The following is a 25,559-nucleotide window of genomic DNA, read 5'->3' on the forward strand; positions in this document are numbered from 1 at the left end:
TTGCATGATGATAGTCACTGCTATAGTGACATCCCTATGCAACGGACGAGCTTCAGCCAATTCAAATGCCCGGCAGCGCGCGCGCTCGACAGCGTCGGCGACTGGTGGAGCATCCTCATCCTGCGCGATGCCTTTCAGGGGCTGTCGCGCTTCGACGATTTCCAGAAGAGCCTCGGGGTGGCGCCGAACATCCTGACGCGGCGGCTGAAACACCTGACGGATCAGGGGCTGTTCGAACGGCGGCTCTATCATCAGCGCCCTGCCCGCTACGAATATCGGCTGACAGACAAGGGCCTCGATTTCTTTCCGGTGCTGATGACGCTGTTTTCCTGGGGAAGCCGGCACATTCCCGAAGAAGATCTTGCCTTTCTGCTCGGCGACGCCGCCTCCGGAAAAGAGCGCGAGGCGGTGCTGGTCGACGCACGGACCGGCGAAGAAGTGACTCCCGAAAACACCAGCCTGCTTGCAGGCCCCGCAGCCGACGACGCGGTGCACGAGCGGATCGCCCGCATGCGCGCCTGGTATCTCGGCATCGACGCATAGAGAGGAAAATATAATGGATCGCATCGTTGTCACCGGCATGGGACTTGTCTCGCCGCTCGGCACAGGCGTCGAGCTCGCCTGGAGGCGCCTTCTTGACGGCAGGTCGGGGCTGAGGCTGCTTTCGGACGATATCGTCGGCGAGCTGCCGGCCAAGGTCGGCGGCATCGTTCCTGATACCACAGAGGATGCGGAGGCCGGTTTCGATCCCGACCGTTACATCACGCCCAAGGACCAAAAGAAGATGGACCGCTTCATCCAGTTCGCCATGGCGGCGGCGGAGGAAGCGGTGAAGCAGGCCGGATGGATGCCAACCGACGAAGGCGCGCGCGAACGCACGGCAACGATCATCGCCTCGGGCGTCGGCGGCTTTCCTGCCATCGCCGAGGCAGTCCGGATCGGTGAGGCGCGCGGCGTGCGGCGACTGTCTCCCTTCACCGTGCCCTCCTTCCTCGTCAACCTCGCCGCCGGCCAGGTCAGCATCCGCTACGGCTTCAAGGGCCCGCTCGGCGCGCCGGTGACGGCGTGCGCGGCCAGCGTCCAGGCGATCGGCGATGCGGCGCGGCTGATCCGTTCCGGCGAAGCGGATGTGGCGATCTGCGGCGGCGCCGAAGCCTGCATCGACAAGGTGAGCCTTGGCGGTTTTGCCGCGGCGCGTGCCCTTTCCACCGGCTTCAACGAAACGCCGGAGCTGGCGTCGCGGCCCTTCGACACGTTGCGCGACGGCTTCGTCATGGGCGAAGGCGCCGGCATCCTGGTGATCGAAACGCTGAAGCATGCACTTGCTCGCGGCGCGACGCCGCTTGCCGAACTCGTCGGCTACGGCACGGCAGCGGACGCCTACCACATGACCTCAGGTCCCGAAGACGGCGACGGCGCGCGCCGGGCGATCGAAGCAGCGCTCCGGCAGGCGAAGATCCCGGCGTCCGAGGTCAAGCATCTGAACGCGCATGCGACCTCGACACCGGTCGGCGACAAAGGCGAGATCGCGGCGATCGCCACGGTCTTCGGCCGGGATGGCGGCATTGCCGTCAGCGCGACGAAATCGGCGACCGGCCATCTGCTGGGTGCTGCCGGCGGGCTGGAGGCGATCTTCACCATCCTGGCGCTACGCGATCAGATCGCGCCGCCGACCCGCAACCTGGATCACGCCGATGCCGTCGCCGATGGGATCGATATCGTCGGCAAGATGGCGCGGCCGCTGACGATGGACTACGCCATCACCAACGGTTTCGGCTTCGGCGGAGTCAATGCCAGCGCCCTCTTCCGCCGCTGGTCGTAAAGTCCGCTTTTCTTAAGTAAAAAATCGCCTACACTTCTGCTCTATCGGGGATCATTCTCCGATAGAGCGGGAGATTCCCCATGCGCGCCTTCTTCGCAGTTGTCATTCTGTGTGCCGCGTCCCTCTTCTCCACAGTCTCGGCTCGCGCCGAAGACCCCATCGACACGACGCGGACGATGATCGAAGAACAGATCAAAGCCTTCCTCAAGGACGACGCCGAAACCGCCTATTCCTTCGCCGCTCCTGGCATCAGGGCGATGTATCCCGACAAGAACCTTTTCTTCGCCATGGTGAAGAAGAGCTACGAGCCGGTCTATCATCCCGGCAACTACGCCTTCGGCCGCAGCCGCTCGATCGACAACGGCGCGCTGATCTATCACGAGGTGCTGATCTCCGGCCGCGACGGCAAGGATTGGACGGCGATCTACCAGATCACCCGCCAGCCGGACGGCAGCTACAGGATCAACGGCGTGCAGATCATGCCGGATGCCGACAGCAAGGGCATCTGACGCGCTATTCTTGGCTGGATGAAACAATGCCCAGCCCCTGGATCCGTTCCACTAACTATTTTGAAATCGTGCTGGAGTAAAAATCCGCCAGCGGAGGATTGGCAGGTTGAAGACTGGCAAGCGATTTTTCACGGCTCTTGAGGCATTGCGAGGAATCGCGGCTATCATGGTCATGTTGTTGCATACCGCTGGCACGCTTGGTCCGATCCGGGCGAATATAAGTTACCTTGCCGTCGACTTCTTCTTTCTTTTGAGCGGTGTGGTTCTGGCAAATTCATACGAAAAGCAACTGGCAACGGAACAGATTTCGCCTGCCAGATTTTTGCTGCAGCGGATCATTCGGCTTTATCCTGTTTACCTGCTTTCTCTTCCTGTTGGCCTTGTCAGCTATTCAATTCAATTCGGCTTCGATTACCTTACCCTGGCCGGCCTTCTGCTGCGGGCGATTCTATTCATTCCAAACGCAGGCACGGGCGGCGCCTTTCCGTTAAACGGGCCGAGTTGGTCGCTCTTCTTCGAACTCTGGGCTGGAGTGCTGTTCTCCATTCTTCTGGTGCGACTTTCGTCCAGAATCTTGCTCGCCATCGCCCTCGGGACAGCGGGTATCACCTTGTACGGAGCCCTTGGAGGCAATTTCGACATTGGCCATCAGGCGGGCTACTTCGGATTTGGCTTCTCGAGAATTTTGTTCTCGTTCTCGCTCGGGATCTGCCTTTACAGGTTGTACGAGGTTCGGCTGCCGAATGCATTCAATAGAGGCAACACCATCGGCATTTTCCTCTGTGGTTGCCTGATTGTGATCACGAATATACCCGCGAGCACATTCTACGGTTTTCCCTATTTTGATCTTTTCATGTGCTTGGTGATTTTCCCAGCCATTGTCTGGATCGCAATGCGCACGAGGCAGACCGGCCTTGTCGAGCTGGTATTCCGCTGGCTGGGGATAGTTTCCTATCCGATTTATATCCTGCATGCGCCTATCTTCGAGTTACTGCATTTACTGCGGCAAAGAGGCTTTGACCTCCCGGCCTCCCCTGCGGCCGGTATGGTCGTCGTGATAGCGATTTTCATTGTGGCCAGCGTCGTCGCCATTCGCTTCGACGAGCCGGTGCGCAAAAAGCTCAGAATGATGGTTGCACCAAGTCCGGTGTCCAAGGTTACCTCGGAAAGCCAGGCGGGGGTGACGTAGCCTTACACCGGTTCGAGGTCGCCTCTCGCCCATTCCTCCATCGTCTCCGCCATGAAATCGGCGAAGCGGCCTTCGGCGATTGCCTTGCGGATGCCCTGCATCAGTTCCTGGTAGTAGGCCAGATTGTGCCAGGAGAGCAGCATGCCGCCGAGTGCTTCGTTGGAGCGGACGAGATGGTGCAGATAGGCGCGTGAATAATCGCGCGAGGCCGGGCAGTTCGACTGGTCGTCAAGCGGGCGCATGTCCTCGGCATGGCGGGCATTGCGGATATTGACCTTGCCGCGGCGGGTAAAGGCCAGGCCGTGGCGGCCGGAACGGGTCGGCATGACGCAGTCGAACATGTCGATGCCGCGGGCGACCGATTTCAGCATATCGTCAGGCGTGCCGACGCCCATGAGGTAGCGCGGCTTTTCCAGCGGCAGCACCGGCAGCGTCGTTTCCAGCATCTGCAGCATGACGTCCTGCGGTTCGCCGACAGCAAGGCCGCCGACCGCATAACCCTTGAGGTCGAGCTGACTCAGCGCCTCTGCCGAGCGGATACGCAGCGCCGGGATGTCGCCGCCCTGGACGATGCCGAACATCGCTTTTCCAGGCTGCTCGCCGAAAGCGACCCGGCAGCGCTCGGCCCAGCGCAGCGACATTTCCATGGCGCGCTCGATCTCCTTCGGCTCGGCCGGCAGCGCCACGCATTCGTCGAGCTGCATCTGGATATCGGAGCCGAGCAGCCCCTGGATCTCGATGGAGCGCTCCGGCGACATATGGTGCAGACTACCGTCGACATGCGACTTGAAGGTGACGCCCTGCTCGTCGAGCTTGCGCAGGCCGGAGAGCGACATGACCTGAAAACCGCCGGAATCCGTCAGGATCGGGTGTTCCCAGCGGATCAGCTTGTGCAGGCCGCCGAGGCGGGCGACGCGCTCGGCACTGGGGCGCAGCATCAGATGATAGGTATTGCCGAGGATGATGTCGGCGCCGGTCTCGCGCACCTGGTCGAGATACATCGCCTTGACGGTGCCGACGGTGCCCACCGGCATGAAGGCCGGCGTGCGGATGGTGCCGCGCGGCATGGAAATTTCGCCGAGGCGCGCGCCGGCATCAGTCTTCTTCAACGTAAATTGGAAGTTTTCTGTCATTTGTCTTTCCGGAAAAGAAGGCTCGCGTCTCCGTAGGAGTAGAAGCGGTAGCCTGTCGAAATGGCGTGTTCATAGGCCGCATGCATGGTTTCGAAGCCTGAAAAGGCCGAGACCAGCATGAACAGTGTCGAGCGCGGCAGGTGGAAATTGGTCATCAGCATGTCCACAGCCTTGAAGCGATAGCCGGGCGTGATAAAGATGCCGGTGGCGCCGCTCCAGCCGCGGATCTCGCCGCTTTCTTCCGCAGCACTTTCGATCAGCCGCAGCGAGGTCGTGCCGACGCAGACGATGCGCCCGCCCCTTGCCTTGACGGCATTCAGTTGCGCGGCAGTCTCAGGGCTGACAGTGCCGCTTTCAAGGTGCATCTTGTGATCGACGGTGTCGTCAGCCTTCACGGGCAGGAAGGTGCCGGCGCCGACATGCAGCGTGACGAAATGGCGTTCGATGCCGGCTCTGTCGAGCGCTTCGAACAGCGCAGGCGTGAAATGCAGGCCGGCGGTGGGGGCCGCGACGGCGCCCTCCTCGCGGGCGTAGATCGTCTGGTAGTCAGCGCGGTCCCGCTCGTCATCGGGGCGCTTGGCGGCGATATAGGGCGGTAGCGGAATATGGCCGACGGCGGCGATTGCCTCGTCGAGCGCCGGGCCTGCGAGATCGAAGGCGAGCGTCACTTCGCCGGCCTCGCCCTTTTCCTCGACGGTGGCATCGAGCGCGCCAAGAAAGCAGCTTTCGCCGCTATGACCGAAGGCGATGCGGTCGCCCTCCTTGATGCGCTTGCCGGGTTTTGCAAAGGCCTTCCAGCGGCTGGGGCCGATGCGCATATGCAGCGTTGCCGACACCTGCTGGCCGCCCGCACCCTCGCGATGGCGGATGCCTTCCAGCTGGGCGGGAATGACCTTGGTGTCATTGAAGACCAGCGCATCGCCCGGCCGCAGAAAGGACGGCAGATCGCCGACCCGATGATCGGAGAGCACGGTTTCAGCATGGGGGTTGACGACGAGCAGACGGGCGCTGTCGCGGGGCTCGGCGGGCCGCAACGCGATGCGTTCATCCGGCAGATCGAAATCGAAAAGGTCTACGCGCATAACGGCACTTTCAGACAAAGCGAAACCCGCCCCCACGCGGTTAACGCGCAAGAGCGGGTTTCAGCAGAAATCACAATCAGACGTCGGCGGCAACCCGCATCGACACGATCGAGTCCGGATCGGAAACCGGCTCGCCGCGCTTGATCTTGTCGACGTTGTCCATGCCTTCGATGACCTGGCCCCAGACGGAATACTGCTTGTTCAGCCAGGGCGCGTCGGTGAAGCAGATGAAGAACTGCGAATTGGCGGAGTTCGGGTTCTGCGAACGGGCCATCGAGCAGGTGCCGCGCGTATGGGTGGTCGCGGAGAATTCAGCCTTCAGATCCGGCTTGGAGGAGCCGCCCATGCCGGCGCGGCCGGGATTGAAGGTTTCCGAGCCCTTCTTGCCGAATTCGACATCGCCCGTCTGCGCCATGAAATCCTGGATGACGCGGTGGAAAACGACGCCGTCATAGGCCTTTTCGCGGGCGAGTTCCTTGATGCGGGCGACATGCTCCGGGGCGACCTGCGGCAGAAGCTGAATGACAACCTTGCCCTTGGTGGTTTCCAGAATGATGGTGTTTTCGGGATCCTTGATCTCGGCCATTGTCTTCTCCTCTTGTTTCTCTCGTAACTTACTTCTTGCCCAGGGTGACCTTGATCATCCGGTCGGGACTTTTGACTTCGCCGTTCTGGCCTTCGCCGCGCTTGATCTTGTCGACATTTTCCATGCCGGACACGACCTTGCCGACAACGGTGTACTGGCCGTTGAGGAAGGAGCCGTCGGCGAACATGATGAAGAACTGCGAATTGGCGGAATTCGGATCCTGCGAGCGGGCCATGCCGACCGTGCCGCGCACGAACGGGGTCTTGGAGAACTCAGCCGGAATATCCGGCATGTCGGAGGAGCCGGTGCCGGCGAGGCTGGCATCGAAACCCTTTTCCATATTGCCGTATTTGACGTCGCCGGTCTGGGCCATGAAGCCGTCGATGACGCGGTGGAAGGCGACGTTGTCGTATTCACCCTTCTTGGCCAGCGCCTCGATCTGGGCGACATGCTTCGGCGCTACCTCAGGCATCAGCTGGATGACGACGGGGCCGTTCTTCAACTGGATGGTGAGATAATGATCGGTCGACTGGGCGAAGGCGTCCCCCGCGAAGGAGGCGAGATACAACACGCCGGCAAATGCGAGATAAAAGAGTTTCATATGGGCTCCGTTGCGGCGGGTTTCGCCTGGTCTTTGCGCTTGCCAGACTTCGTATTTATCAGTCTGGGCGCTTGGATGAGAGGGCTTGCAAGACGGCGGCCGGCACGAAGGCGCTGACATCGCCGCCCATGGCGGCGATCTGGCGGACCAATGTGGCCGTAATGGGCCGCGAGGCCGTTCCCGCCGGCAAAAAGATGGTCTGGATATCGGGCGCCATCGTCCTGTTCATGCCGGCCATCTGCATTTCGTAATCAAGATCGGTGCCGTCGCGGAGACCGCGGATCAAAAGCGTGGCGCCATGGGCGCGGGCGGCGTCGACGACCAGATTGTCGAAAGCGACGACGTCGATGTCGCCGGTCTTGCCGGGCAGCGCTTCCGCCAGCGAAAGGCGGATCAGCTCGGCTCTCTCTTCGAAGGAAAAGAGCGGCGCTTTGCCGGGGTGGATACCGATCGCGACGATCACCTTTTCGGCGACGTTCAGTGCCTGGACCAGAACATCCACATGCCCATTGGTGATCGGGTCGAAAGACCCGGGATAAAAAGCTGTCGTCATCTGGCCCGACCGTTGGTTTGACGCCTTTTGTCACGGATGCCGGCTTGCCGCAAGTGATTTGGCCAATCATCCCGGACGGTTGAACGGTGGATGAACGGCCCGTTCAAGGCGGTTTCAGACAGGATCTGCTTAACTCAGATCATCAACGCAGCTGATGCCATTCCGGCGTCCGGCGCCTCCCGAAAGACCAATTCCATGCTGATCGTGCTTGTTGCACTTGCCGTCGTTTCCTCGCTTGCCGCCGAGATAGCCTATGGCTATTTCGCCGATCGCTACGAAGTGAGCTGGGTGCGGCCGGAGCTTGCCGAGCATGCCGCGATCGTGCGGGCCCAGGGCCGGCTGCGCGCAAAAAACGACGTTCGAATCTGAACGCCAGATGAACGAGACATTCAAGGAGGCTTCAGATCCGCATTGGTAAACACCCCGTCAACATCCGGCGGAACCATTTTAAAACGGATGCGTTCATTCAACCGATACATAGATGCGATTATCGCGGCAGGAAGGACTAAAGATGCCCGGCAAGATTACGATGATTAACGTGCTCTGGATGGTAATGGTCACGGGCATGCTGACCGCAACTGTCGCTCTCTATGATCAGAAGGTTGATACGTCCAAGGTTTATGGTCCCTATGCTTCGGCCCGGACGGCCGTACTGGGCCAGTACTGAGGGGCGAGAACGCAACTCCCCAGGAAAGGAATGCCTATGTTCACGATCTTGACAGTGCTCACCGCCCTTATCAGCGTCATGTTCATAGTGTCTGTAGCCTCGACAATATCTGCGCTTCGGCGCGAAGGTGAAGAGGTAAAGGCGCTGAACGAAAAACATAGCGCATTCTGACATTCCTCTTATCCCAACTCCTTCCCCACCTTGAGCGGCACCCCTTCCGCTGCCAAGGCCATTCAAAGCCGGATGCACCCAGCGTCCGGCTTTTTCTTTGGGCCGGTAAGGACGAGCGCGGGTTAAAAAGAAGAGGGCGGCCCGAAGCCGCCCTTTTTACTTGATCAGTCCTCAGCCGGCCCGGCCGGGTCACCATCGGCAGTCGGCGCCTCGCCGGCAGCCGCTTCCTCGGTGGTGGCGGCGCCTTCGGCGACCTCGACAGCCTCCTCCGTCTCATCCTCCTCCGGCTCGCTGATGCGTTCGACAGAGACGACCTTCTCGTCCTTGGCCGTCGAGAAGATGGTGACGCCCTTGGTGGCACGGCTTGCGATGCGGATGCCGCCGACCGGCACGCGGATCAGCTGGCCGCCATCGGAAACCAGCATGATCTGGTCGCCATCATCGACGGGGAAGGCCGCGACCAGTTCACCGATCTCGCCTGTCTTCGACGTGTCGGTGGCGCGGATGCCCTTGCCGCCGCGGCCGGAGATGCGGAAATCGTAGGACGACGAACGCTTGCCGAAGCCCTTTTCGGAGACGGTGAGCACGAATTGCTCGAGCTGCTTCAGCTCCTCATAACGCTCGTCGGAGAGCTGTCCCTCTTCGGTGACTTCCTCGCCGACCAGCGCGATCTCCTCGGCCTCACCTGTCGTCAGGCGGCGGTCGTTGGCGGCGCGCTTCAGATAGGCGGCGCGCTCCCACGGCTCGGCGTTGACATGGCGGACGATGGTCATCGAGATGATGCGGTCGCCGCCGGCAAGGCTGATGCCGCGCACGCCGATCGAATTGCGGCCGGCAAAGACGCGGACGTCGTCGACCGAGAAGCGGATGCACTGGCCGAGCGCCGTCGTCAGCAGCACGTCGTCATTTTCCGTGCAGGTCTCGACGGAGAGGATTTCGTCGCCCTCCTCCTCGAGCTTCATGGCGATCTTGCCGTTGCGGTTGACCTGGACGAAGTCCGACAGCTTGTTACGGCGAACCGTACCGCGCGTCGTCGAGAACATGACGTCGAGATTGTCCCAGCTCTCCTCGTCCTCGGGCAAGGGTAGAATGGTGGTGATGCGCTCGCCGGGGGCGAGCGGCAGCATGTTGATCAGTGCCTTGCCGCGCGAGGTCGGCGTGCCGATCGGCAGGCGCCAGACCTTTTCCTTGTAGACGATGCCGCGCGAGGAGAAGAACAGGACCGGAGTGTGGGTGTTGACCACGAATAGCCGGCTAACGAAATCCTCGTCGCGAGTGGTCATACCGGAGCGGCCCTTGCCGCCGCGGCGCTGGGCGCGATAGGTGGTCAGCGGCACGCGCTTGATATAGCCGAGATGCGAGACGGTGACGACCATGTCCTCGCGGGCAATCAGATCCTCGTCGTCCATTTCGAGGCCGCCATCGACGATCTCGGTGCGGCGCGGCGTGCCGAATTCGTCACGCACGGCAGTGAGCTCATCCTTGACGATGCTCTGGATGCGGACGCGCGAGGAGAGAATATCGAGGTAATCCTTGATTTCCTCGCCGATCTTGTTGAGTTCGTCGCCGATTTCGTCGCGGCCAAGGGCCGTCAGACGGGCAAGGCGCAGTTCGAGGATGGCGCGGGCCTGCTCTTCGGACAGGTTGTAGGTCAGGTCCTCGTTGATGCGATGGCGCGGATCGTCGATCAGACGGATCAGGCTTTCGACATCTTCGGCCGGCCAACGGCGGGTCATCAGTTCTTCGCGGGCCGACTGCGGATCGGGCGCCTGACGGATGACGCGGATGACTTCATCGATATTGGCGACGGCAATGGCGAGACCGACCAACACATGGGCGCGATCTCGCGCCTTGCGCAGCAGAAATTTCGTTCTCCGGCTAACGACTTCCTCGCGGAAGGAGACGAAGGCGCGCAGCATGTCGAGCAGGGTCAGCTGCTCAGGCTTGCCGCCGTTCAGCGCCACCATGTTGCAGCCGAAGGACGTCTGCAGCGGCGTATAGCGATAAAGCTGGTTGAGGATGACCTCGGCATTGGCGTCGCGCTTCAATTCGACGACGACGCGATACCCCTGACGGTCGGATTCGTCGCGCAGGTCGGAGATGCCTTCGATGCGCTTGTCGCGCACCAGCTCGGCCATCTTCTCGATCATCGTCGCCTTGTTCACCTGGTAGGGGATCTCGGTGATGATGATCTGCTCGCGGTCGCCGCGCATCGGCTCGATGGCCGCGACACCACGCATGATGACCGAACCGCGGCCGGTCTCATAGGCCGAGCGAATGCCGGCACGGCCGAGGATCTTCGCACCCGTCGGGAAGTCGGGGCCGGGAATGATCTGCATCAGGTCCGGCAGTTCGATAGCCGGATCGTTGATCAGCGCGATACAGCCGTCGATGACTTCCGACAGGTTATGCGGCGGAATATTGGTCGCCATGCCGACGGCGATGCCGCCGGCGCCGTTGACGAGCAGGTTCGGGAACTTGGCGGGCACCACGACCGGCTCGGAAAGCGTGCCGTCGTAGTTGTCGCGGAAATCGACGGTTTCCTTGTCGAGATCGTCGAGCAGCGAATGGGCTGCCTTTTCGAGGCGGCATTCGGTGTAACGTTCAGCCGCCGGCGGATCACCGTCGACCGAGCCGAAATTGCCCTGGCCATCGATCAGCGGCAGACGCAGCGACCAGGGCTGGGCCATGCGGGCCAGCGCATCGTAGATCGCCGAATTGCCATGCGGATGGTATTTACCCATCACGTCACCGGTGACGCGGGCGCATTTGACGTATTTCTTGTTCCAGTCGATGCCGAGCTCAGACATGCCGTAAAGGATGCGCCGGTGCACGGGCTTCAGGCCGTCGCGCACGTCGGGCAGCGCGCGGCTGACGATGACGCTCATGGCGTAATCGAGATACGACCGCTGCATTTCCTCCATGATGGAAATGGGCTCGATGCCTGGCGGGAGCTTCCCGCCGCCGGGGGGTGTTTGCTCAGTCAAAACAGATCACGATCTCTTCTAGAATCACTTGAAGATTTATAGCGGAAAGCCTGTTCCCGCGCCAATTTCACGGGGCGTTTTGAACAGGCTTTTGCGGCTTAAAGAGGGTAAAACATGCAAGTAGCGCGGCCGCACCGGACAAATCCGCCGCGGGCCGCCGCGGGATATTTGCCAAATCGGAATCGCCGCTTCACAATCACAAAAACCACGCATAAAAACCATGCGGCTATATGGGGTTTTCGAGGGACGATGGCAAGCGCCGACCAATTGATCAACGCCTTCACGACGCTCATCGTCACCATCGATCCGCCGGGGCTCGCACCGATCTTCCTGGGGCTGACGACCGGCATGAGCCGCGCCCAGCGCACGCAGGTGGCGCTGCGCGGCTCGACCATCGCCTTCATCATCCTTGCCGTCTTCGCGCTGTTCGGCGCGAGCGTGCTCGGCGTGCTCGGGATCTCGATCGGCGCCTTCCGCATCGCCGGCGGGCTGCTGCTCTTCTGGATCGCCTTCGAGATGGTGTTCGAGCGGCGGCAGGAGCGCAAGGAGAAGGCCACCGAAGCTGCCGTCACCAAGGATCATATCGAAAATATCGCCGTTTTTCCCCTCGCCTTGCCGCTGATCGCCGGCCCGGGCGCGATCTCGGCGACGATCCTGCTTGCCGGCACGCTGCCGACCTCCGTCGAAAAAGCCCAGTTCATCGCCGTCATCGCCGCCAATCTGCTGCTGACCTTCCTCATGCTGCTGATTGCCGAAAGGCTCGACCGCTTCCTCGGCGTCACCGGCCGGGCGATCCTGACGCGGCTCCTCGGCGTCATCCTCGCCGCCCTAGCGGTGCAATTCGTCGTCGACGGCGCAAAGGCGGCGCTCAATCTGATCAGCGCGACACCGCACTGAACGGTGCAAACCAAAGAAAAAAAGCATGACGCCATCAAAGGCATCATGCTCTCGGATAGTCTACAGAGCCGGGAAAGCGGTTGATCAGAACGGGATGTCGTCGTCGAGATCGCGCGAGAAATTACCGCCGCCACCGCCGCGGCTCGGCGATGAAGAGGGAGCCGGGGCGCCGTAGTCATCGCCATAATCATTGTTGCTGCTGCCTCGGCCGCCGCCGGAGCTTGCACCGCCGCCTTCGCCGCGGCCGTCGAGCATGGTCAGGGTCGAACCGAAGCCCTGCAGCACCACTTCCGTCGAGTAGCGGTCCTGGCCCTGCTGGTCCTGCCATTTGCGGGTCTGCAGCTGGCCTTCGATATAGAGCTTGGCGCCCTTCTTCACATATTGCTCGACGACCTTGCAAAGGCCTTCGTTGAAGACGACGACCGTGTGCCATTCGGTCTTTTCACGGCGCTCGCCGGAATTGCGGTCACGCCAGGTCTCCGAGGTCGCGATACGGAGATTGGCGATCGGCCGGCCATCCTGCGTGCGGCGGATTTCGGGGTCCGCACCGACGTTTCCAATCAGAATTACCTTGTTTACGCTACCAGCCATGCTTTTCACCCTGCCTGCCGCCCTGCCCGGCGGCGTTTCAATCGATCGGCGCACCTTAAACCATCACGGACCGCCGATGCGCATGGGCGGCATTTAATCCACATGTTTATCCATCAGAACGCCGCATGCATCCATCAGGAATTTTGTTCTTTATTTGTTCTAGTTTATCCTTATGATCGTGTCAACAGAATCGAAAACCTTCGGTGTTGCGGACATTCAGCCTCGACTCGCCGGTCGGCATCACTAAATAAGGGCTGTTATCCCAAAGGACCAAGCTGAGACGATGAGCGAACTGAAGACGATCTCCATCCGCGGCGCGCGCGAGCACAATCTCAAGGGCATCGATCTCGATCTGCCGCGCAACAAGCTGATCGTCATGACCGGGCTTTCGGGCTCCGGCAAGTCCTCGCTTGCCTTCGACACGATCTATGCCGAGGGCCAGCGCCGTTATGTCGAGAGCCTGTCGGCCTATGCCCGGCAGTTCCTCGAAATGATGCAGAAGCCCGACGTCGACCAGATCGACGGGCTGTCGCCGGCGATCTCGATCGAGCAGAAGACCACCTCGCGCAACCCGCGCTCGACGGTCGGCACCGTCACCGAGATTTACGACTATATGCGCCTTCTCTTTGCCCGCGTCGGCGTTCCCTATTCGCCGGCGACCGGCCTGCCGATCGAGAGCCAGACCGTCAGCCAGATGGTCGACCGCATCCTCGATTTCGGTGAGGGCACCCGTCTTTATATTCTTGCGCCGCTCGTGCGCGGGCGCAAGGGCGAATACAAGAAGGAACTGGCGGAGCTGATGAAGAAGGGCTTCCAGCGCGTCAAGGTCGACGGGCAGTTCTACGAGATCGCTGAGGCGCCGGTACTCGACAAGAAATATAAGCACGACATCGACGTGGTGGTCGACCGTATCGTCGTGCGTTCGGATGTCTCCGCCCGCCTGGCCGACAGCCTGGAGACCTGCCTGAAGCTCGCTGACGGGCTGGCAGTTGCCGAATTTGCCGACAAGCCGCTGCCGCCGGAAGAGACCTCGGCCGGCGGCTCGGCCAACAAGTCGCTGAACGAGACGCATGAGCGCGTGCTGTTTTCGGAGAAATTTGCCTGCCCGGTTTCCGGCTTCACCATTCCCGAGATCGAGCCCAGGCTGTTCTCGTTCAACAATCCCTTCGGCGCCTGCCCGACCTGCGACGGCCTCGGCGCCCAGCAGAAGATCGATCCGGATCTGATCGTGCCCGAGCCCGAACGGACGCTGCGTGACGGCGCGATCGCCCCTTGGGCCAAGTCGACCTCACCCTATTACAACCAGACGCTGGAGGCGCTCGGCAAACATTACGGCTTCAAGCTCGGCACCCGCTGGAACGATCTTTCCGACGAGGCCAAAGACGTCATTCTCAACGGCACTGAGGACAAGATCGAATTCCATTATGCCGATGGCGCCCGCTCCTATACGACGCAGAAGAATTTCGAGGGCATCATCACCAATCTCGAGCGCCGCTGGAAGGAGACCGATTCCGCCTGGGCGCGCGAAGACATCGAGCGCTTCATGTCGGCGGCCCCCTGCCCGTCCTGCAACGGCTTCCGCCTGAAGCCAGAGGCCCTGGCGGTGAAGATCGACACGCTGCATATCGGCGAAGTGACCGGTATGTCGATCCGCGTCGCCCGCGACTGGTTCGAGACACTGCCGGCAAGCTTCAACGCCAAGCAGAACGAAATCGCCGTGCGCATCCTCAAGGAAATCCGCGACCGGCTGCGCTTCCTCAACGATGTCGGCCTGGAATATCTGAGCCTGTCGCGCAATTCCGGCACGCTGTCGGGCGGCGAAAGCCAGCGTATCCGGTTGGCCTCGCAGATCGGCTCGGGGCTGACGGGTGTCCTCTACGTGCTCGACGAGCCGTCGATCGGCCTGCATCAGCGCGACAATGCCCGGCTGCTCGACACGCTGAAGCACCTGCGCGACATCGGCAACACCGTCATCGTCGTCGAACATGACGAGGACGCGATCATGACGGCCGACGACGTCGTCGATATCGGCCCGGCCGCCGGCATTCACGGCGGCCAGGTCATCGCCCACGGCACGCCGCAGGACATCATGGATAATCCGAAGTCGCTGACCGGCAAATATCTGTCCGGCGAACTCGGCGTTCCCGTACCCCACGAGCGCCGCAAGCAGAAAAAGGGCCGCGAGATCAAGGTAGTCGGGGCGCGCGGCAACAATCTGAAGAACGTCACGGCGGCAATCCCGCTCGGGGTGTTCACGGCAGTGACCGGGGTTTCCGGCGGCGGCAAATCCACCTTCCTGATCGAGACGCTCTATAAATCGGCAGCACGCCGCGTCATGGGCGCACGCGAAAACCCCGCCGACCACGACCGCATCGACGGCTTCGAGCATATCGACAAGGTGATCGATATCGATCAGTCGCCGATCGGCCGCACGCCGCGCTCGAACCCGGCGACCTATACCGGCGCCTTCACGCCGATCCGCGACTGGTTCGCCGGCCTGCCGGAAGCAAAAGCACGCGGCTACCAGCCGGGCCGCTTCTCCTTCAACGTCAAGGGCGGACGCTGCGAGGCCTGCCAGGGCGACGGCGTCATCAAGATCGAAATGCACTTCCTGCCCGATGTCTACGTCACCTGCGACGTCTGCCACGGAAAACGATACAATCGCGAGACGCTCGACGTCACTTTCAAGCAGAAGTCGATCGCCGACGTACTCGACATGACGGTAGAGGAAGGCGTCGATTTCTTCGCGGCGGTGCCGGCAGTGCGCGACAAGCTGCAGGCGCTGAAGGATGTCGGCCTCGGTTACATCAAGGTCGGCCAGCAGGCGAACACGCTTTCCGGCGGCGAGGCGCAACGCGTCAAGCTCGCTAAGGAATTGTCGAAGCGCTCGACGGGACGCACGCTCTACATTCTAGACGAACCGACGACCGGCCTGCATTTCCACGACGTCGCCAAGCTGCTCGAAATGCTGCACGAACTGGTCAACCAGGGCAATTCTGTTGTGGTAATCGAGCACAATCTCGAGGTGATCAAGACGGCCGACTGGGTGCTCGATTTCGGCCCCGAGGGCGGCGATGGCGGCGGCGAGATCGTGGCTTTCGGCACGCCCGAGGCGATCGTCAAGGAAAAGCGCTCCTACACCGGGCAGTTCCTCAAGGAATTGCTGGAACGGCGGCCGGCGAAGAAGGCGGTTGCGGCGGAATGACGATGAGGCCGGCGTCGCCCGATGATCTGGAAAGGGTCGCGACGCTGACGGCAGCCGCCTATCGGCCGTATACCGAGCTCTTCGGCGCTCCGCCGATCCCGGTGACGGAAGACTATACGCCGCGAATCGAACGCGGCGAGGTCTGGCTGCGCGAGGTCGGCGGCGAAACGGCCGGCCTGGTGGTCGTCGAGCGGCATTCGGATCACCTCTTGCTGTTCAGCATCGCGGTGTCACCGACCTTTCAGGGTGGCGGGCATGGGTTGGCGATACTCCATTGGCTAGAAGCCAAAGCGCGCGAATGGGCGCAGCCGCAGATCCGGCTTTATACGAATGCGCTCATGGAGCGGAATATCGCGCTTTATAGCGCCTTCGGGTTTCAGGAAACGGGTCGCCGGCCGAACCCTTCTCGGCCAGGATGGACCCTCGTTGACATGGCGAAACAGATCAACGCAGCCTGAGCGGCTGCGAATGGGGAGGACGACATGACGAAATCCGGCACTATCCGCACCGGCATCGGCGGCTGGACCTTCGAGCCCTGGCGCGGGCATTTCTTTCCCGATGACCTGAAACAGAAGGACGAGTTGAACTATGCCAGCCGCCAGCTGAATGTCATCGAGGTCAACGGCACCTATTACAGCACCCAGAAGCCGGCGGTCTTTGCCAAATGGGCAGCCGACGTGCCCGACGGTTTCATCTTTTCACTGAAGGCGACCCGGTTCGTCACCAATCGGCGAGTGCTGGCCGAAGCCGGTGAATCGATGCAACGCTTCCTGTCATCCGGAATCAGCGAGCTTGGCGATCATCTCGGACCGCTGCTCTGGCAGTTCGCGCCGACGAAGAAATTCGATCCGGACGATTTCGAGGCCTTCCTGAAGCTGCTGCCGGAAAAGCAGGATGGGCTGGCGCTTCGCCACGTGGTCGAGGTACGCCATGATTCCTTCAAGGTGCCGGAGTTCGTGGCGCTGCTTGCCAAATACGGCGTGGCGCCTGTCTGCGCCGAACATTTCGAATATCCGATGATCGCCGACGTCACGGCCGATTTCGTCTATGCCAGGCTGCAGAAAGGATCGGACGATATTGCAACCTGCTACCCCGACAAGGACCTGAAGGCCTGGGCGGACCGGCTCGAGACCTGGGCCGAAGGCAAGGTTCCTGACGATCTGCCGCTGATCGACGGGGATCGCAAGGTCAAGGCCGAGCCGCGCGACGTTTTCGCCTTCATGATCCATGAGGGCAAGGTCAATGCGCCGCATGGAGCGATGGCCCTGCAGAAACTGCTGGCGAAGTAAGCCAGCCCGGAGCTCGGAGTGGCTATGCGCCGACCGGGCTAAAGTGGCAAGACGTGAGCCGCGAGGTCTTCCGCCGTCAGCCCCTTGCCGGCACGGTGGGCGGCCTCTCCATGCAGCCAGACGCCGGCGGCCGCGGCCTCGAAGGCCGGCAGGCCCTGGGCGAGCAATCCGCCGATGATGCCGGCGAGCACGTCGCCGGAGCCGGCGGTGGCAAGCCAGGCAGGTGCATTGGTATTGATCAGCGCGCGGCCGTCCGGCGCGGCGATGACGGTATCGGCGCCTTTATAGACGATCGCGGCGTTGGCGCGGCGGGCTGCGGCTAAGGCCTTGTCCACCTTCCCCAGCGCATCGTCGCCGCCGATATCGGGAAAGAGCCGCGAAAATTCGCCCTCATGCGGCGTCAGCACCAGGCGCGGCTCACCGCCGAAAAGTTCGAAAAGCTGTTGCGGATCGTCCTTGAACGAGGAGATGCCGTCGGCATCAAGCACCAGCCGGCGTTCGGCGAGCGCCGAGACGAAGGCGCGCGCCCTGGCGCCGATGCCGAAACCAGGGCCGAGAACGAAGGTCTGCAGCCGCTTGTCGGTGAGCCAGCCTTCGAGATCGGCCGCATCATCGATCGCATGCAGCATGACGGCGGTGAGATGCGCAGCATTGGCGGCTATCGCCGCATGAGGGGCCGCGATCGTCACCAAGCCGGCCCCCGCCTTCAGGCCCGAGATCGCCGACATGCGCGCGGCGCCCGTCTTATCGGCCTCGCCTGAGAAGACGACCAGATGGCCGCGCTTGTATTTGTGGGTTTCCAGCTGCTCGGTGGGCAGCACACCCTTCCAGGCATCCGGCCTGTTCTCGGCGATGACGCCGCTCGCCTCGGCCCTAATGATGCGGGCGGGAATGCCGATGTCGAAGACCTCCAACTCACCGCACAGCTCCCTGCCCGGCATCAGCAGATGGCCGGGTTTGCGGGTCATGAAGGTGATGGTGTTGCTGGCCCGGAAGGCGGCTCCCAGCACCCGGCCGGTACGGCCGTCCAGGCCGGAGGGCAGGTCGATGGCAAGCACGGGGAGACCGGCCTCGGCAATCCGCTCGATCACAGTGCGGGCATCGGCCGGCACCTCTCGGCTAAGCCCCGCACCGAACAGGCCGTCTATAACGACGTCGCCGCTTTTGGGACTATAGAGGTGGAGCGGTTCGCCCCGCAACGCGCATCCGGCTTTCGCGCGGGCCGCATCGCCCTTCAGCCTGGAGGGATCACCAAGATGGAAGAGCGCCATTGGAGCCCCGCCCTCCTGCAGATGTCGTGCGGCGACATAGGCGTCGCCACCATTGTTGCCCGGCCCGCAGAGCACGACGAAGCGCAAGGCTCCGGGATGAAGGCGCAGGGCTGCAGCCGCAACCGCCGCACCTGCCCTTTCCATCAGGCCAAAAGAATCGATACCGGATGCGGCTGCAGCGGTGTCGACGGCGGCCATCTCGGCAGGAGTGAGAAGAAGGTCGGACAGTTGGTGGCTCATCGGCCTATTCAATCGAAAAACGCCTAAAAAACAACCGCCTGAAATGATAAAGAAAGGAACCAATTTTGTGCATTTGCCTATCTTTTCATCTTGCACGGACGCACTTGCAGGACTCCTTAAACATGAGTTTTTTCGGATTTTCGATATGATTTTGATCGAAGGGTGGAGTTTCGCGACTGTTTTGTCACCAAATCGACATCAGACTCTCGGCAAATGCGGCGGTTTCGGCAAAATCCGTGGATTTTTTTAACAAGACGGATTTCAAACTGGCACGATATCTGCATCATATCCGGCGAGCGGGAAAATTCCTGCCATAACGGGAGAAGCGGAGAGACATTTTCTCATGAAAAAGATCGAAGCGATCATTAAGCCTTTCAAGCTGGACGAAGTGAAGGAAGCTCTTCAGGAAGTCGGCCTGCAAGGTATCACGGTCACGGAAGCCAAGGGCTTCGGCCGTCAGAAGGGTCACACGGAACTTTACCGCGGAGCAGAATACGTCGTCGATTTCCTGCCGAAGGTGAAAGTCGAAGTGGTGCTGGCCGATGAGAACGCGGAAGCCGTCATCGACGCGATCCGCAAGGCGGCGCAGACAGGCCGCATCGGCGACGGAAAAATCTTCGTCTCCAACGTCGAAGAGGTTATCCGTATCCGCACCGGCGAGACCGGCATCGACGCCATCTGACCCACTTTGCCAAGCGCGCAAAGTTCGATACGGTCAGCGCAGCCATGTATTGTCATCGTAAATCGGAGGAAGGTATTTAATGGCGACCGCAAGCGAAATTCTGAAGCAGATCAAGGAGAACGACGTAAAGTTCGTCGATCTGCGCTTCACCGACCCGAAGGGCAAGCTGCAGCATGTGACGATGGACGTTGTCTGCGTCGACGAGGACATGTTCGCTGACGGCGTGATGTTCGACGGCTCCTCGATCGGCGGCTGGAAGGCCATCAACGAGTCTGACATGGTGCTGATGCCCGATACCGAGACGGTGCATATGGACCCGTTCTTCGCTCAGTCGACCATGGTCATCGTCTGCGATATTCTCGATCCGGTATCCGGCGAAGCTTATAACCGCGATCCGCGCGGCACCGCCAAGAAGGCCGAAGCCTATCTCAAGGCATCGGGCATCGGCGATACGATCTTCGTCGGCCCGGAGGCCGAATTCTTCGTCTTCGACGACGTCAAATATAAGGCCGATCCTTACAATACCGGCTTCAAGCTCGATTCGACCGAACTTCCGTCGAATGACGACACCGATTACGAAACCGGCAACCTCGGCCATCGCCCGCGCGTCAAGGGCGGCTATTTCCCGGTTCCGCCTGTTGACAGCGCCCAGGACATGCGTTCGGAAATGCTGACCGTTCTATCCGAAATGGGCGTCGTCGTCGAAAAGCATCACCATGAAGTCGCCGCCGCCCAGCACGAACTCGGTATCAAGTTCGACACGCTGGTGCGCAACGCCGACAAGATGCAGATCTACAAATACGTCGTGCACCAGGTGGCCAATGCCTATGGTAAGACGGCGACCTTCATGCCGAAGCCGATCTTCGGCGACAACGGCTCGGGCATGCACGTGCACCAGTCGATCTGGAAGGGCGGCAAGCCGACCTTTGCCGGCGACGAATATGCCGGTCTTTCCGAGAGCTGCCTCTACTACATCGGCGGCATCATCAAGCATGCCAAGGCGATCAACGCCTTCACCAATCCGTCGACGAACTCCTACAAGCGTCTCGTCCCGGGCTATGAGGCACCGGTTCTGCTTGCCTATTCGGCCCGCAACCGCTCAGCCTCCTGCCGCATTCCGTTCGGCACCAACCCGAAGGCCAAGCGCGTCGAAGTCCGTTTCCCGGATCCGACCGCCAACCCCTATCTCGCCTTCGCCGCCATGCTGATGGCCGGCCTCGACGGCATCAAGAACAAGATCCATCCCGGCAAGGCCATGGACAAGGATCTCTACGACCTGCCGCCGAAGGAATTGAAGAAGATTCCGACCGTCTGCGGCTCGTTGCGTGAAGCCCTCGAAAGTCTCGACAAGGACCGCAAGTTCCTGACGGCCGGCGGCGTGTTCGACGACGACCAGATCGATGCCTTCGTCGAACTGAAGATGGCAGAGGTGATGCGTTTCGAAATGACGCCGCATCCTGTCGAATACGACATGTACTATTCGGCCTGATCGGCCTGAACACGGAAAGCCCCGGACTGCCGGGGCTTTCCCCTCCCAGGGTCATGGACGCCAGCTGGAGGATATGACGTTCATGTGACGCGCTTGCGCAAAAATCTTGATTTGCGCGGCACCAATCACCAGATTTGGTGATGAAAGGAAGTCGTACCATGAAAGAAAGAGTAGCAAAGTTCAGTATCGGCGAAGTGGTCCGGCACAAGGTTTTCCCGTTTCGCGGCGTCATCTTCGACGTTGATCCGGAGTTCGCGAATACGGAGGAATGGTGGAATTCCATTCCGGCCGAGGTGCGCCCGAGCAGAGACCAGCCCTTCTATCACCTGCTCGCCGAAAATGACGAAAGCGAATATGTCGCTTATGTCTCCGAGCAGAACCTGATGAACGACGAAAGCGGCACGCCGCTTCGCAACCCACAGATCTACCAGATTTTCGATCAGGCCCCGTCAGGGCAGTTCAAACCCAAGATGAGCTTCGCCCACTAAATCAAAGGCGCCGATCAAACAACAAGGCCTCGCCTCTCCCAGCGAGGCCTTTTCTTTTGACACAAAAAAACCCGGCACGAAGCCGGGTTTCTATTCGATATGGCGGCGGCAGGATTACTGCGCCTTGGCAGCCTTCTGGGCGTCTTCCAGCTTCTTGCGGGCCTCCTCGGCCTTCTTCTGCATGCCTTCCTGCAAGCTGCGCTGGCTTTCAGCGAGCTTCGATTCGGAAACCGGTTCGCCGTCATAAGCGCCGGTGAAGCCTTCGAGCGAAATCTTGATCGGGTTCGGGGCGCGGCGGAAGTTGATTGACGTGAAGATCACGTCGCTGCCCTTCTTGAGGCTGGCGATCATCGCGTCGGTCAGCGGAATTTCAGCCGTGCACTTATCCGGGAGGCAGACGGCGTAGTCGAGCTTCTGGCCCTTGCCGCCGTCGATCTGCATGATGATGCCCGGGGGGATCAGGCGTGCCGTGGGAACAGACACCTGCAGGAGCTTACGGTTGATCTTGCCGGAGACCGAGATCAGGCCAACGGCCGTGACAAGCTGGCCGCCATTGGCGAGAATCAAGTTCTGGACAACACAGATGTCGTTGTCTTCCTGCTTGCTGCAGGTCTTGTACCAGCCGAGCTTGGGCGCGCCGGCGGCCTGCGCCTGGCCCTCGGCCGGAGCCTGTGCCGCAGCATCCTGTGCGAAGGAGGAGATCGGAGCCGAAGCGGCGCCGAACATCACTGCCAGAACGGACAGCGCTGCCCGCATTTTCTTTTCAGACTTGAACATCATAACGAATTCCGTCTCCTGATATCCGTTCGAGACAGCGACTTGCCGCCCCAACCTCGGGTCGTTCGGCACCCACCTCTTAAAAAAATAAGGCAAATGCATGACCCCGAAACTTCGGGTTCACCTGTTACATCGCAGCGTTCAAGATATCCAGCTTTTCTTTGGCCATTTGAGGAGCATTTCGTCGCGATACCAAAGAAATCGCCGCTTCGTGTTGGAATCGCTCGACCCCATGATAATCTCCGCGGTGAATCATGCCCGTTTTCGTGGCCGCAAGGATTGCCGAATGCTCCGGATCGTCGTCCCCTTCGTCCTCTCGCTGCTGTGCGGCGCTGTTGCCGCCGAGCCGCTGCATGGCATCGCGATGCATGGCGAACCGGCCTTGCCGGCTGATTACAAACACTTCCCTTACGTCAATCCCGACGTGAAGAAGGGCGGCAAGATCACCTATGGCGTCGTCGGCACGTTCGACAGCCTTAACCCGTTCATCCTGAAAAGCATGCGCACGACGGCGCGTGGCATGTGGGATCCGGAATATGGCAATCTCGTCTACGAATCGCTGATGCAGCGCTCCAGGGACGAGCCTTTCACGCTCTACGGCCTGCTGGCCGAGACTGTGGAATGGGACGAGGACAGGAGTTTCATCCAGTTCAACCTCAATCCGAAGGCGAAATGGGCCGATGGCCAGCCGGTGACGCCTGAGGACGTGATGTTCACCTTTGAACTGATGCGCGACAAGGGCCGCGTGCCCTTCGCCAACCGCCTCAACGTCGTCGCCAAGATGGAAAAGGTCGGCGAAAACAGCGTGCGATTCACCTTCAATGACAAGGCCGACCGCGAGACGCCACTGATTTTCGGTCTTTTCCCGGTGCTGCCGAAACATGCGATCGATCCGGAAACCTTCGACCGTTCGTCGCTGACACCGCCGGTGGGCTCCGGTCCCTACAAGGTGAAGACGGTCAAACCAGGTGAGAGCATCACCTATGAGCGCGACCCGAATTACTGGGGCAAGGACATTCCCTCCAAGGTCGGCACCGACAATTACGATCAGATCACCGTCCAGTATTTCCTGCAGGACACGACGCTGTTCGAGGCCTTCAAGAAGGGCGATGTCGACGTCTATCCCGACGGCAATCCCGGCCATTGGGCCAACGCCTATAATTTCCCCGCGGTCACTTCTGGCGCCGTCGTCAAGGACGTATTCACGCCGAAACTTCCGAGCGGCATGCTCGGCTTCGTGTTCAACACGCGCCGGCAGATATTTGCCGATCCCAAGGTGCGCGAGGGCCTGTCGCTGGTGTTCGATTTCGAATGGGCAAACAAGAATCTTTATTCCGGCGCCTATAAACGCACGCAGAGTTTCTGGCAGAATTCCGAGCTTTCGAGTTTCGGCGTTTCCGCCAATGCGGCCGAGCTCGCGCTGCTCGGACCGATCAAGGACAAAATCGCACCCGCGATCCTCGATGGCACCTACAAGCTGCCGGTCACCGACGGTTCCGGCCGCGACCGCGATGTGCTGAAGCAAGCCGTCGGGTTGTTGAAACAGGGCGGTTATACGATCCAGGGCGGCAAAATGCTGGATGCCTCCGGCCGCCAGCTCGCCTTCGAGATCATGACGCAGAATGCCGATCAGGAGAAACTCGCCATCGCCTATCAGCGTTCGCTGCAGACAATCGGCATCGCCGCTTCGATCCGCACCGTCGACGATTCGCAGTATCAGAGCCGAACGAACAGTTTCGACTACGATATGATCATGAAGTCCTACACCTCGTCGCTGTCGCCCGGAAACGAACAGCTCGGCCGCTGGTCTTCGGCTGCGCGCACGCGCGAGGGTACGGACAGCTTTGCCGGCGCCAATGATCCCGACATCGACACGCTGATCGACCACCTGCTCAGGGCGCGCTCGGCTGAGGATTTCACCGCGGCGGTGCGCTCCTACGATCGGCTGCTACTTTCCGGCCACTACGTGCTGCCGCTCTACCATATCGACCAGCAATGGGTGGCCCATAGCAAGCGCATCGGCCGTCCCGACAGCGTGCCGCTCAATGGCTATCAGCTGCCTGTATGGTGGGATACAAGCGCGCAGTAGATGCAGCCGAACCACCCGGCCTTTATGTCTCCCTTCGGAGACGCACAAAATAAGGAAAATCATCATGGAGCGTATCACCATCGACGTCGTCTCGGATGTCGTCTGCCCCTGGTGCTATCTCGGCAAGGCGCGGCTGGAACTCGCCATCGCCGAGGTGCAGGACGAAATCGGCGTCGACATCAACTGGCGGCCGTATCGGCTCAATCCCGACTATCCCAAAGAGGGCGTCGACCAAAAGAAGGCGCTGGCTGAGAAGCTTGGCGGCGAGGAGCGCGTGGCGCAGGCACACAAGATGCTGACCGATTTGGGCCGCGAGGTCGGAATCGCCTTCGATTTCGAGGCGATCAATATCGGCCCGAACACGCTCGATGCGCATCGGCTGATCCACTGGGCGATGATCGAAGGACGCGAGAAGCAGGACAAGGTGGTTGACGCCCTGTTCAAGGCGAATTTCGAGGATGGCCGCAATGTCGGCGACCACGCGGTGCTGCTCGACATCGCGGAAAAGGCCGGCCTCGACCGCTCGGTCATCGCCTCGCTGCTTGCCTCCGATGCCGATCGCGATTTGATCGTCGCCGAGATCAAGGCGGCGCAGGAGATGGGCGTCAACGGCGTGCCGTTCTTCATCTTCGACCAGCAATATGCCGTCAGCGGCGCGCAGACACCCGATGTGCTGGCGAATGCGCTGCGCGATATCGCCAAGGCAAAGGCCGAGGCGCGATCGGGACTCAACTGACCGGCGGCATGGCCTGAAATGGTCCCGCTTTACCCCAGAACCGGAACGCAACGCACCTCAGTCGTCACCGAATTGGCGATGAAACATTCATCGTGGGCGTGATGGTGCAGGTTTTCGAGTTCGCTTAACGAGGGCTGTCTCTCGCCGCTGAAGACGACATGCGGCTTCAACGTCACCACGGTCATGGCAAGGCGGCCTTCGCCATTCTTTTCCATGACGCCCTCGGCGGCGTCGGTGTAGCTGTCGACGCAGAAGCGCCGTTTTGCGGCGATCGACAGGAACCAGAGCATGTGGCAGCTGGAGAGCGAGGCGACGAACGCCTCCTCCGGATCGACGGCGTCCTCGGCCGAATAAGGCAGCGGAACGACGTGGGCCGACGAGGATGCACGCAGCTCAATGCCGCCGTCGAAGGTCCAGCGATGGGCACGGCTGTAGCGATTGTCGGTGAAGGTCTCGCCGTTGCGCTGCCAGGCGATCGTCGCGCCGTATGTCGCCATCTCAGTCT

General features: G+C 61.0%; 25 protein-coding genes. 15 read left to right on the forward strand and 10 right to left on the reverse strand.

Features of this window, described 5'->3' with window-relative positions:
- Positions 1-36 precede the first annotated feature (36 nt).
- The 4 genes from FHX03_RS10205 to FHX03_RS10220 all read left to right on the forward strand — a co-directional run bounded on the left by FHX03_RS10205 (position 37) and on the right by FHX03_RS10220 (position 3,520).
- Positions 37-543 (forward strand): winged helix-turn-helix transcriptional regulator, encoded by a 507-nt coding sequence (locus tag FHX03_RS10205; RefSeq protein ID WP_183853517.1) that lies wholly within the window; start codon positions 37-39, stop codon positions 541-543.
- Positions 544-556: 13 nt separating this feature from the next.
- On the forward strand, positions 557-1,822 hold the full coding sequence (gene fabF, locus FHX03_RS10210; RefSeq protein WP_183853519.1) for a beta-ketoacyl-ACP synthase II: 1,266 nt from the start codon (positions 557-559) through the stop codon (positions 1,820-1,822).
- Positions 1,823-1,902: 80 nt separating this feature from the next.
- Positions 1,903-2,331 carry a DUF4864 domain-containing protein gene (locus FHX03_RS10215; protein WP_183853521.1) on the forward strand — a complete coding sequence of 143 codons (429 nt, stop codon included), beginning with the start codon at positions 1,903-1,905 and terminating at the stop codon, positions 2,329-2,331.
- 106 nt (positions 2,332-2,437) lie between these two features.
- Complete coding sequence (locus tag FHX03_RS10220) at positions 2,438-3,520, forward strand: acyltransferase family protein (RefSeq protein WP_183853523.1); 1,083 nt, start codon at positions 2,438-2,440, stop codon at positions 3,518-3,520.
- Positions 3,521-3,522: 2 nt separating this feature from the next.
- Here FHX03_RS10220 and tgt read toward each other — a convergent pair whose 3' ends face one another.
- The 5 genes from tgt to coaD form a co-directional block, all read right to left on the reverse strand.
- Positions 3,523-4,653: a tRNA guanosine(34) transglycosylase Tgt gene (tgt, locus tag FHX03_RS10225; protein WP_183853524.1), complete on the reverse strand. Its 1,131-nt coding sequence runs from the start codon at positions 4,651-4,653 to the stop codon at positions 3,523-3,525.
- On the reverse strand, positions 4,650-5,735 hold the full coding sequence (gene queA, locus FHX03_RS10230; protein WP_097628906.1) for a tRNA preQ1(34) S-adenosylmethionine ribosyltransferase-isomerase QueA: 1,086 nt from the start codon (positions 5,733-5,735) through the stop codon (positions 4,650-4,652). The genes tgt and queA overlap by 4 nt, the downstream gene beginning before the upstream one ends.
- Before the next feature lie 76 nt (positions 5,736-5,811).
- The gene (locus FHX03_RS10235; protein WP_003573154.1) at positions 5,812-6,321 is read right to left on the reverse strand and encodes a peptidylprolyl isomerase; all 510 of its coding nucleotides are present in this window, start codon (positions 6,319-6,321) and stop codon (positions 5,812-5,814) included.
- Positions 6,322-6,349: 28 nt separating this feature from the next.
- Complete coding sequence (locus tag FHX03_RS10240; RefSeq protein WP_183853526.1) at positions 6,350-6,922, reverse strand: peptidylprolyl isomerase; 573 nt, start codon at positions 6,920-6,922, stop codon at positions 6,350-6,352.
- A gap of 58 nt (positions 6,923-6,980) precedes the next feature.
- Positions 6,981-7,475 (reverse strand): pantetheine-phosphate adenylyltransferase, encoded by a 495-nt coding sequence (gene coaD / locus FHX03_RS10245; RefSeq protein WP_097628908.1) that lies wholly within the window; start codon positions 7,473-7,475, stop codon positions 6,981-6,983.
- Positions 7,476-7,565: 90 nt separating this feature from the next.
- Between coaD and FHX03_RS10250 the strand changes: the two genes are divergently transcribed.
- Entirely contained in the window at positions 7,566-7,844 is a 279-nt protein-coding gene (locus FHX03_RS10250) for a hypothetical protein (protein ID WP_097628909.1), read from the forward strand.
- 142 nt (positions 7,845-7,986) lie between these two features.
- The gene (locus FHX03_RS10255) at positions 7,987-8,142 is read left to right on the forward strand and encodes a hypothetical protein (RefSeq protein WP_003539654.1); all 156 of its coding nucleotides are present in this window, start codon (positions 7,987-7,989) and stop codon (positions 8,140-8,142) included.
- Positions 8,143-8,477: 335 nt separating this feature from the next.
- Here the strand turns inward: FHX03_RS10255 and gyrA are convergent, their stop codons facing one another.
- On the reverse strand, positions 8,478-11,300 hold the full coding sequence (gene gyrA / locus FHX03_RS10260) for a DNA gyrase subunit A (protein WP_183853528.1): 2,823 nt from the start codon (positions 11,298-11,300) through the stop codon (positions 8,478-8,480).
- Positions 11,301-11,549: 249 nt separating this feature from the next.
- On the opposite strand from gyrA, the gene FHX03_RS10265 reads away from it, so the two are divergent.
- Complete coding sequence (locus FHX03_RS10265; RefSeq protein ID WP_097628911.1) at positions 11,550-12,197, forward strand: MarC family protein; 648 nt, start codon at positions 11,550-11,552, stop codon at positions 12,195-12,197.
- An 84-nt stretch (positions 12,198-12,281) separates the two neighbouring features.
- Here the strand turns inward: FHX03_RS10265 and FHX03_RS10270 are convergent, their stop codons facing one another.
- Positions 12,282-12,788: a single-stranded DNA-binding protein gene (locus tag FHX03_RS10270; RefSeq protein WP_003586486.1), complete on the reverse strand. Its 507-nt coding sequence runs from the start codon at positions 12,786-12,788 to the stop codon at positions 12,282-12,284.
- A 283-nt stretch (positions 12,789-13,071) separates the two neighbouring features.
- Between FHX03_RS10270 and uvrA the strand changes: the two genes are divergently transcribed.
- The 3 genes from uvrA to FHX03_RS10285 are packed head-to-tail and all read left to right on the forward strand — an operon-like array spanning position 13,072 to position 17,282.
- A complete protein-coding gene (gene uvrA, locus FHX03_RS10275) occupies positions 13,072-15,993 on the forward strand; it encodes an excinuclease ABC subunit UvrA (RefSeq protein ID WP_097628912.1) in 2,922 nt (973 codons plus the stop codon).
- Positions 15,990-16,451, forward strand: coding sequence for a GNAT family N-acetyltransferase (locus FHX03_RS10280; protein WP_183853530.1), 462 nt, complete (start codon positions 15,990-15,992; stop codon positions 16,449-16,451). The genes uvrA and FHX03_RS10280 overlap by 4 nt, the downstream gene beginning before the upstream one ends.
- A gap of 24 nt (positions 16,452-16,475) precedes the next feature.
- Positions 16,476-17,282 (forward strand): DUF72 domain-containing protein, encoded by an 807-nt coding sequence (locus FHX03_RS10285; protein WP_183853531.1) that lies wholly within the window; start codon positions 16,476-16,478, stop codon positions 17,280-17,282.
- Between the two features lie 38 nt (positions 17,283-17,320).
- On the opposite strand, the gene FHX03_RS10290 is transcribed toward FHX03_RS10285, so the two are convergent.
- Complete coding sequence (locus FHX03_RS10290) at positions 17,321-18,793, reverse strand: NAD(P)H-hydrate dehydratase (protein WP_183853533.1); 1,473 nt, start codon at positions 18,791-18,793, stop codon at positions 17,321-17,323.
- Positions 18,794-19,136: 343 nt separating this feature from the next.
- Between FHX03_RS10290 and FHX03_RS10295 the strand changes: the two genes are divergently transcribed.
- The 3 genes from FHX03_RS10295 (at position 19,137) to hspQ (ending at position 21,452) form a co-directional block, all read left to right on the forward strand.
- The gene (locus FHX03_RS10295) at positions 19,137-19,475 is read left to right on the forward strand and encodes a P-II family nitrogen regulator (RefSeq protein WP_003539626.1); all 339 of its coding nucleotides are present in this window, start codon (positions 19,137-19,139) and stop codon (positions 19,473-19,475) included.
- A 79-nt stretch (positions 19,476-19,554) separates the two neighbouring features.
- Entirely contained in the window at positions 19,555-20,964 is a 1,410-nt protein-coding gene (gene glnA / locus FHX03_RS10300) for a type I glutamate--ammonia ligase (RefSeq protein WP_183853535.1), read from the forward strand.
- A 158-nt stretch (positions 20,965-21,122) separates the two neighbouring features.
- Entirely contained in the window at positions 21,123-21,452 is a 330-nt protein-coding gene (gene hspQ / locus FHX03_RS10305) for a heat shock protein HspQ (RefSeq protein ID WP_003539613.1), read from the forward strand.
- Between the two features lie 114 nt (positions 21,453-21,566).
- Here hspQ and FHX03_RS10310 read toward each other — a convergent pair whose 3' ends face one another.
- On the reverse strand, positions 21,567-22,232 hold the full coding sequence (locus tag FHX03_RS10310; RefSeq protein ID WP_097628916.1) for an invasion associated locus B family protein: 666 nt from the start codon (positions 22,230-22,232) through the stop codon (positions 21,567-21,569).
- Between the two features lie 283 nt (positions 22,233-22,515).
- On the opposite strand from FHX03_RS10310, the gene FHX03_RS10315 reads away from it, so the two are divergent.
- Positions 22,516-24,318, forward strand: coding sequence for an extracellular solute-binding protein (locus tag FHX03_RS10315; protein WP_097628944.1), 1,803 nt, complete (start codon positions 22,516-22,518; stop codon positions 24,316-24,318).
- A 64-nt stretch (positions 24,319-24,382) separates the two neighbouring features.
- Positions 24,383-25,054 (forward strand): DsbA family oxidoreductase, encoded by a 672-nt coding sequence (locus FHX03_RS10320; RefSeq protein ID WP_097628917.1) that lies wholly within the window; start codon positions 24,383-24,385, stop codon positions 25,052-25,054.
- A gap of 29 nt (positions 25,055-25,083) precedes the next feature.
- Here FHX03_RS10320 and FHX03_RS10325 read toward each other — a convergent pair whose 3' ends face one another.
- Positions 25,084-25,551 (reverse strand): OsmC family protein, encoded by a 468-nt coding sequence (locus FHX03_RS10325; RefSeq protein WP_097628918.1) that lies wholly within the window; start codon positions 25,549-25,551, stop codon positions 25,084-25,086.
- Positions 25,552-25,559 lie beyond the last annotated feature (8 nt).

This window comes from Rhizobium sp. BK456 (assembly GCF_014194045.1).
Taxonomy (GTDB): domain Bacteria; phylum Pseudomonadota; class Alphaproteobacteria; order Rhizobiales; family Rhizobiaceae; genus Rhizobium; species Rhizobium redzepovicii.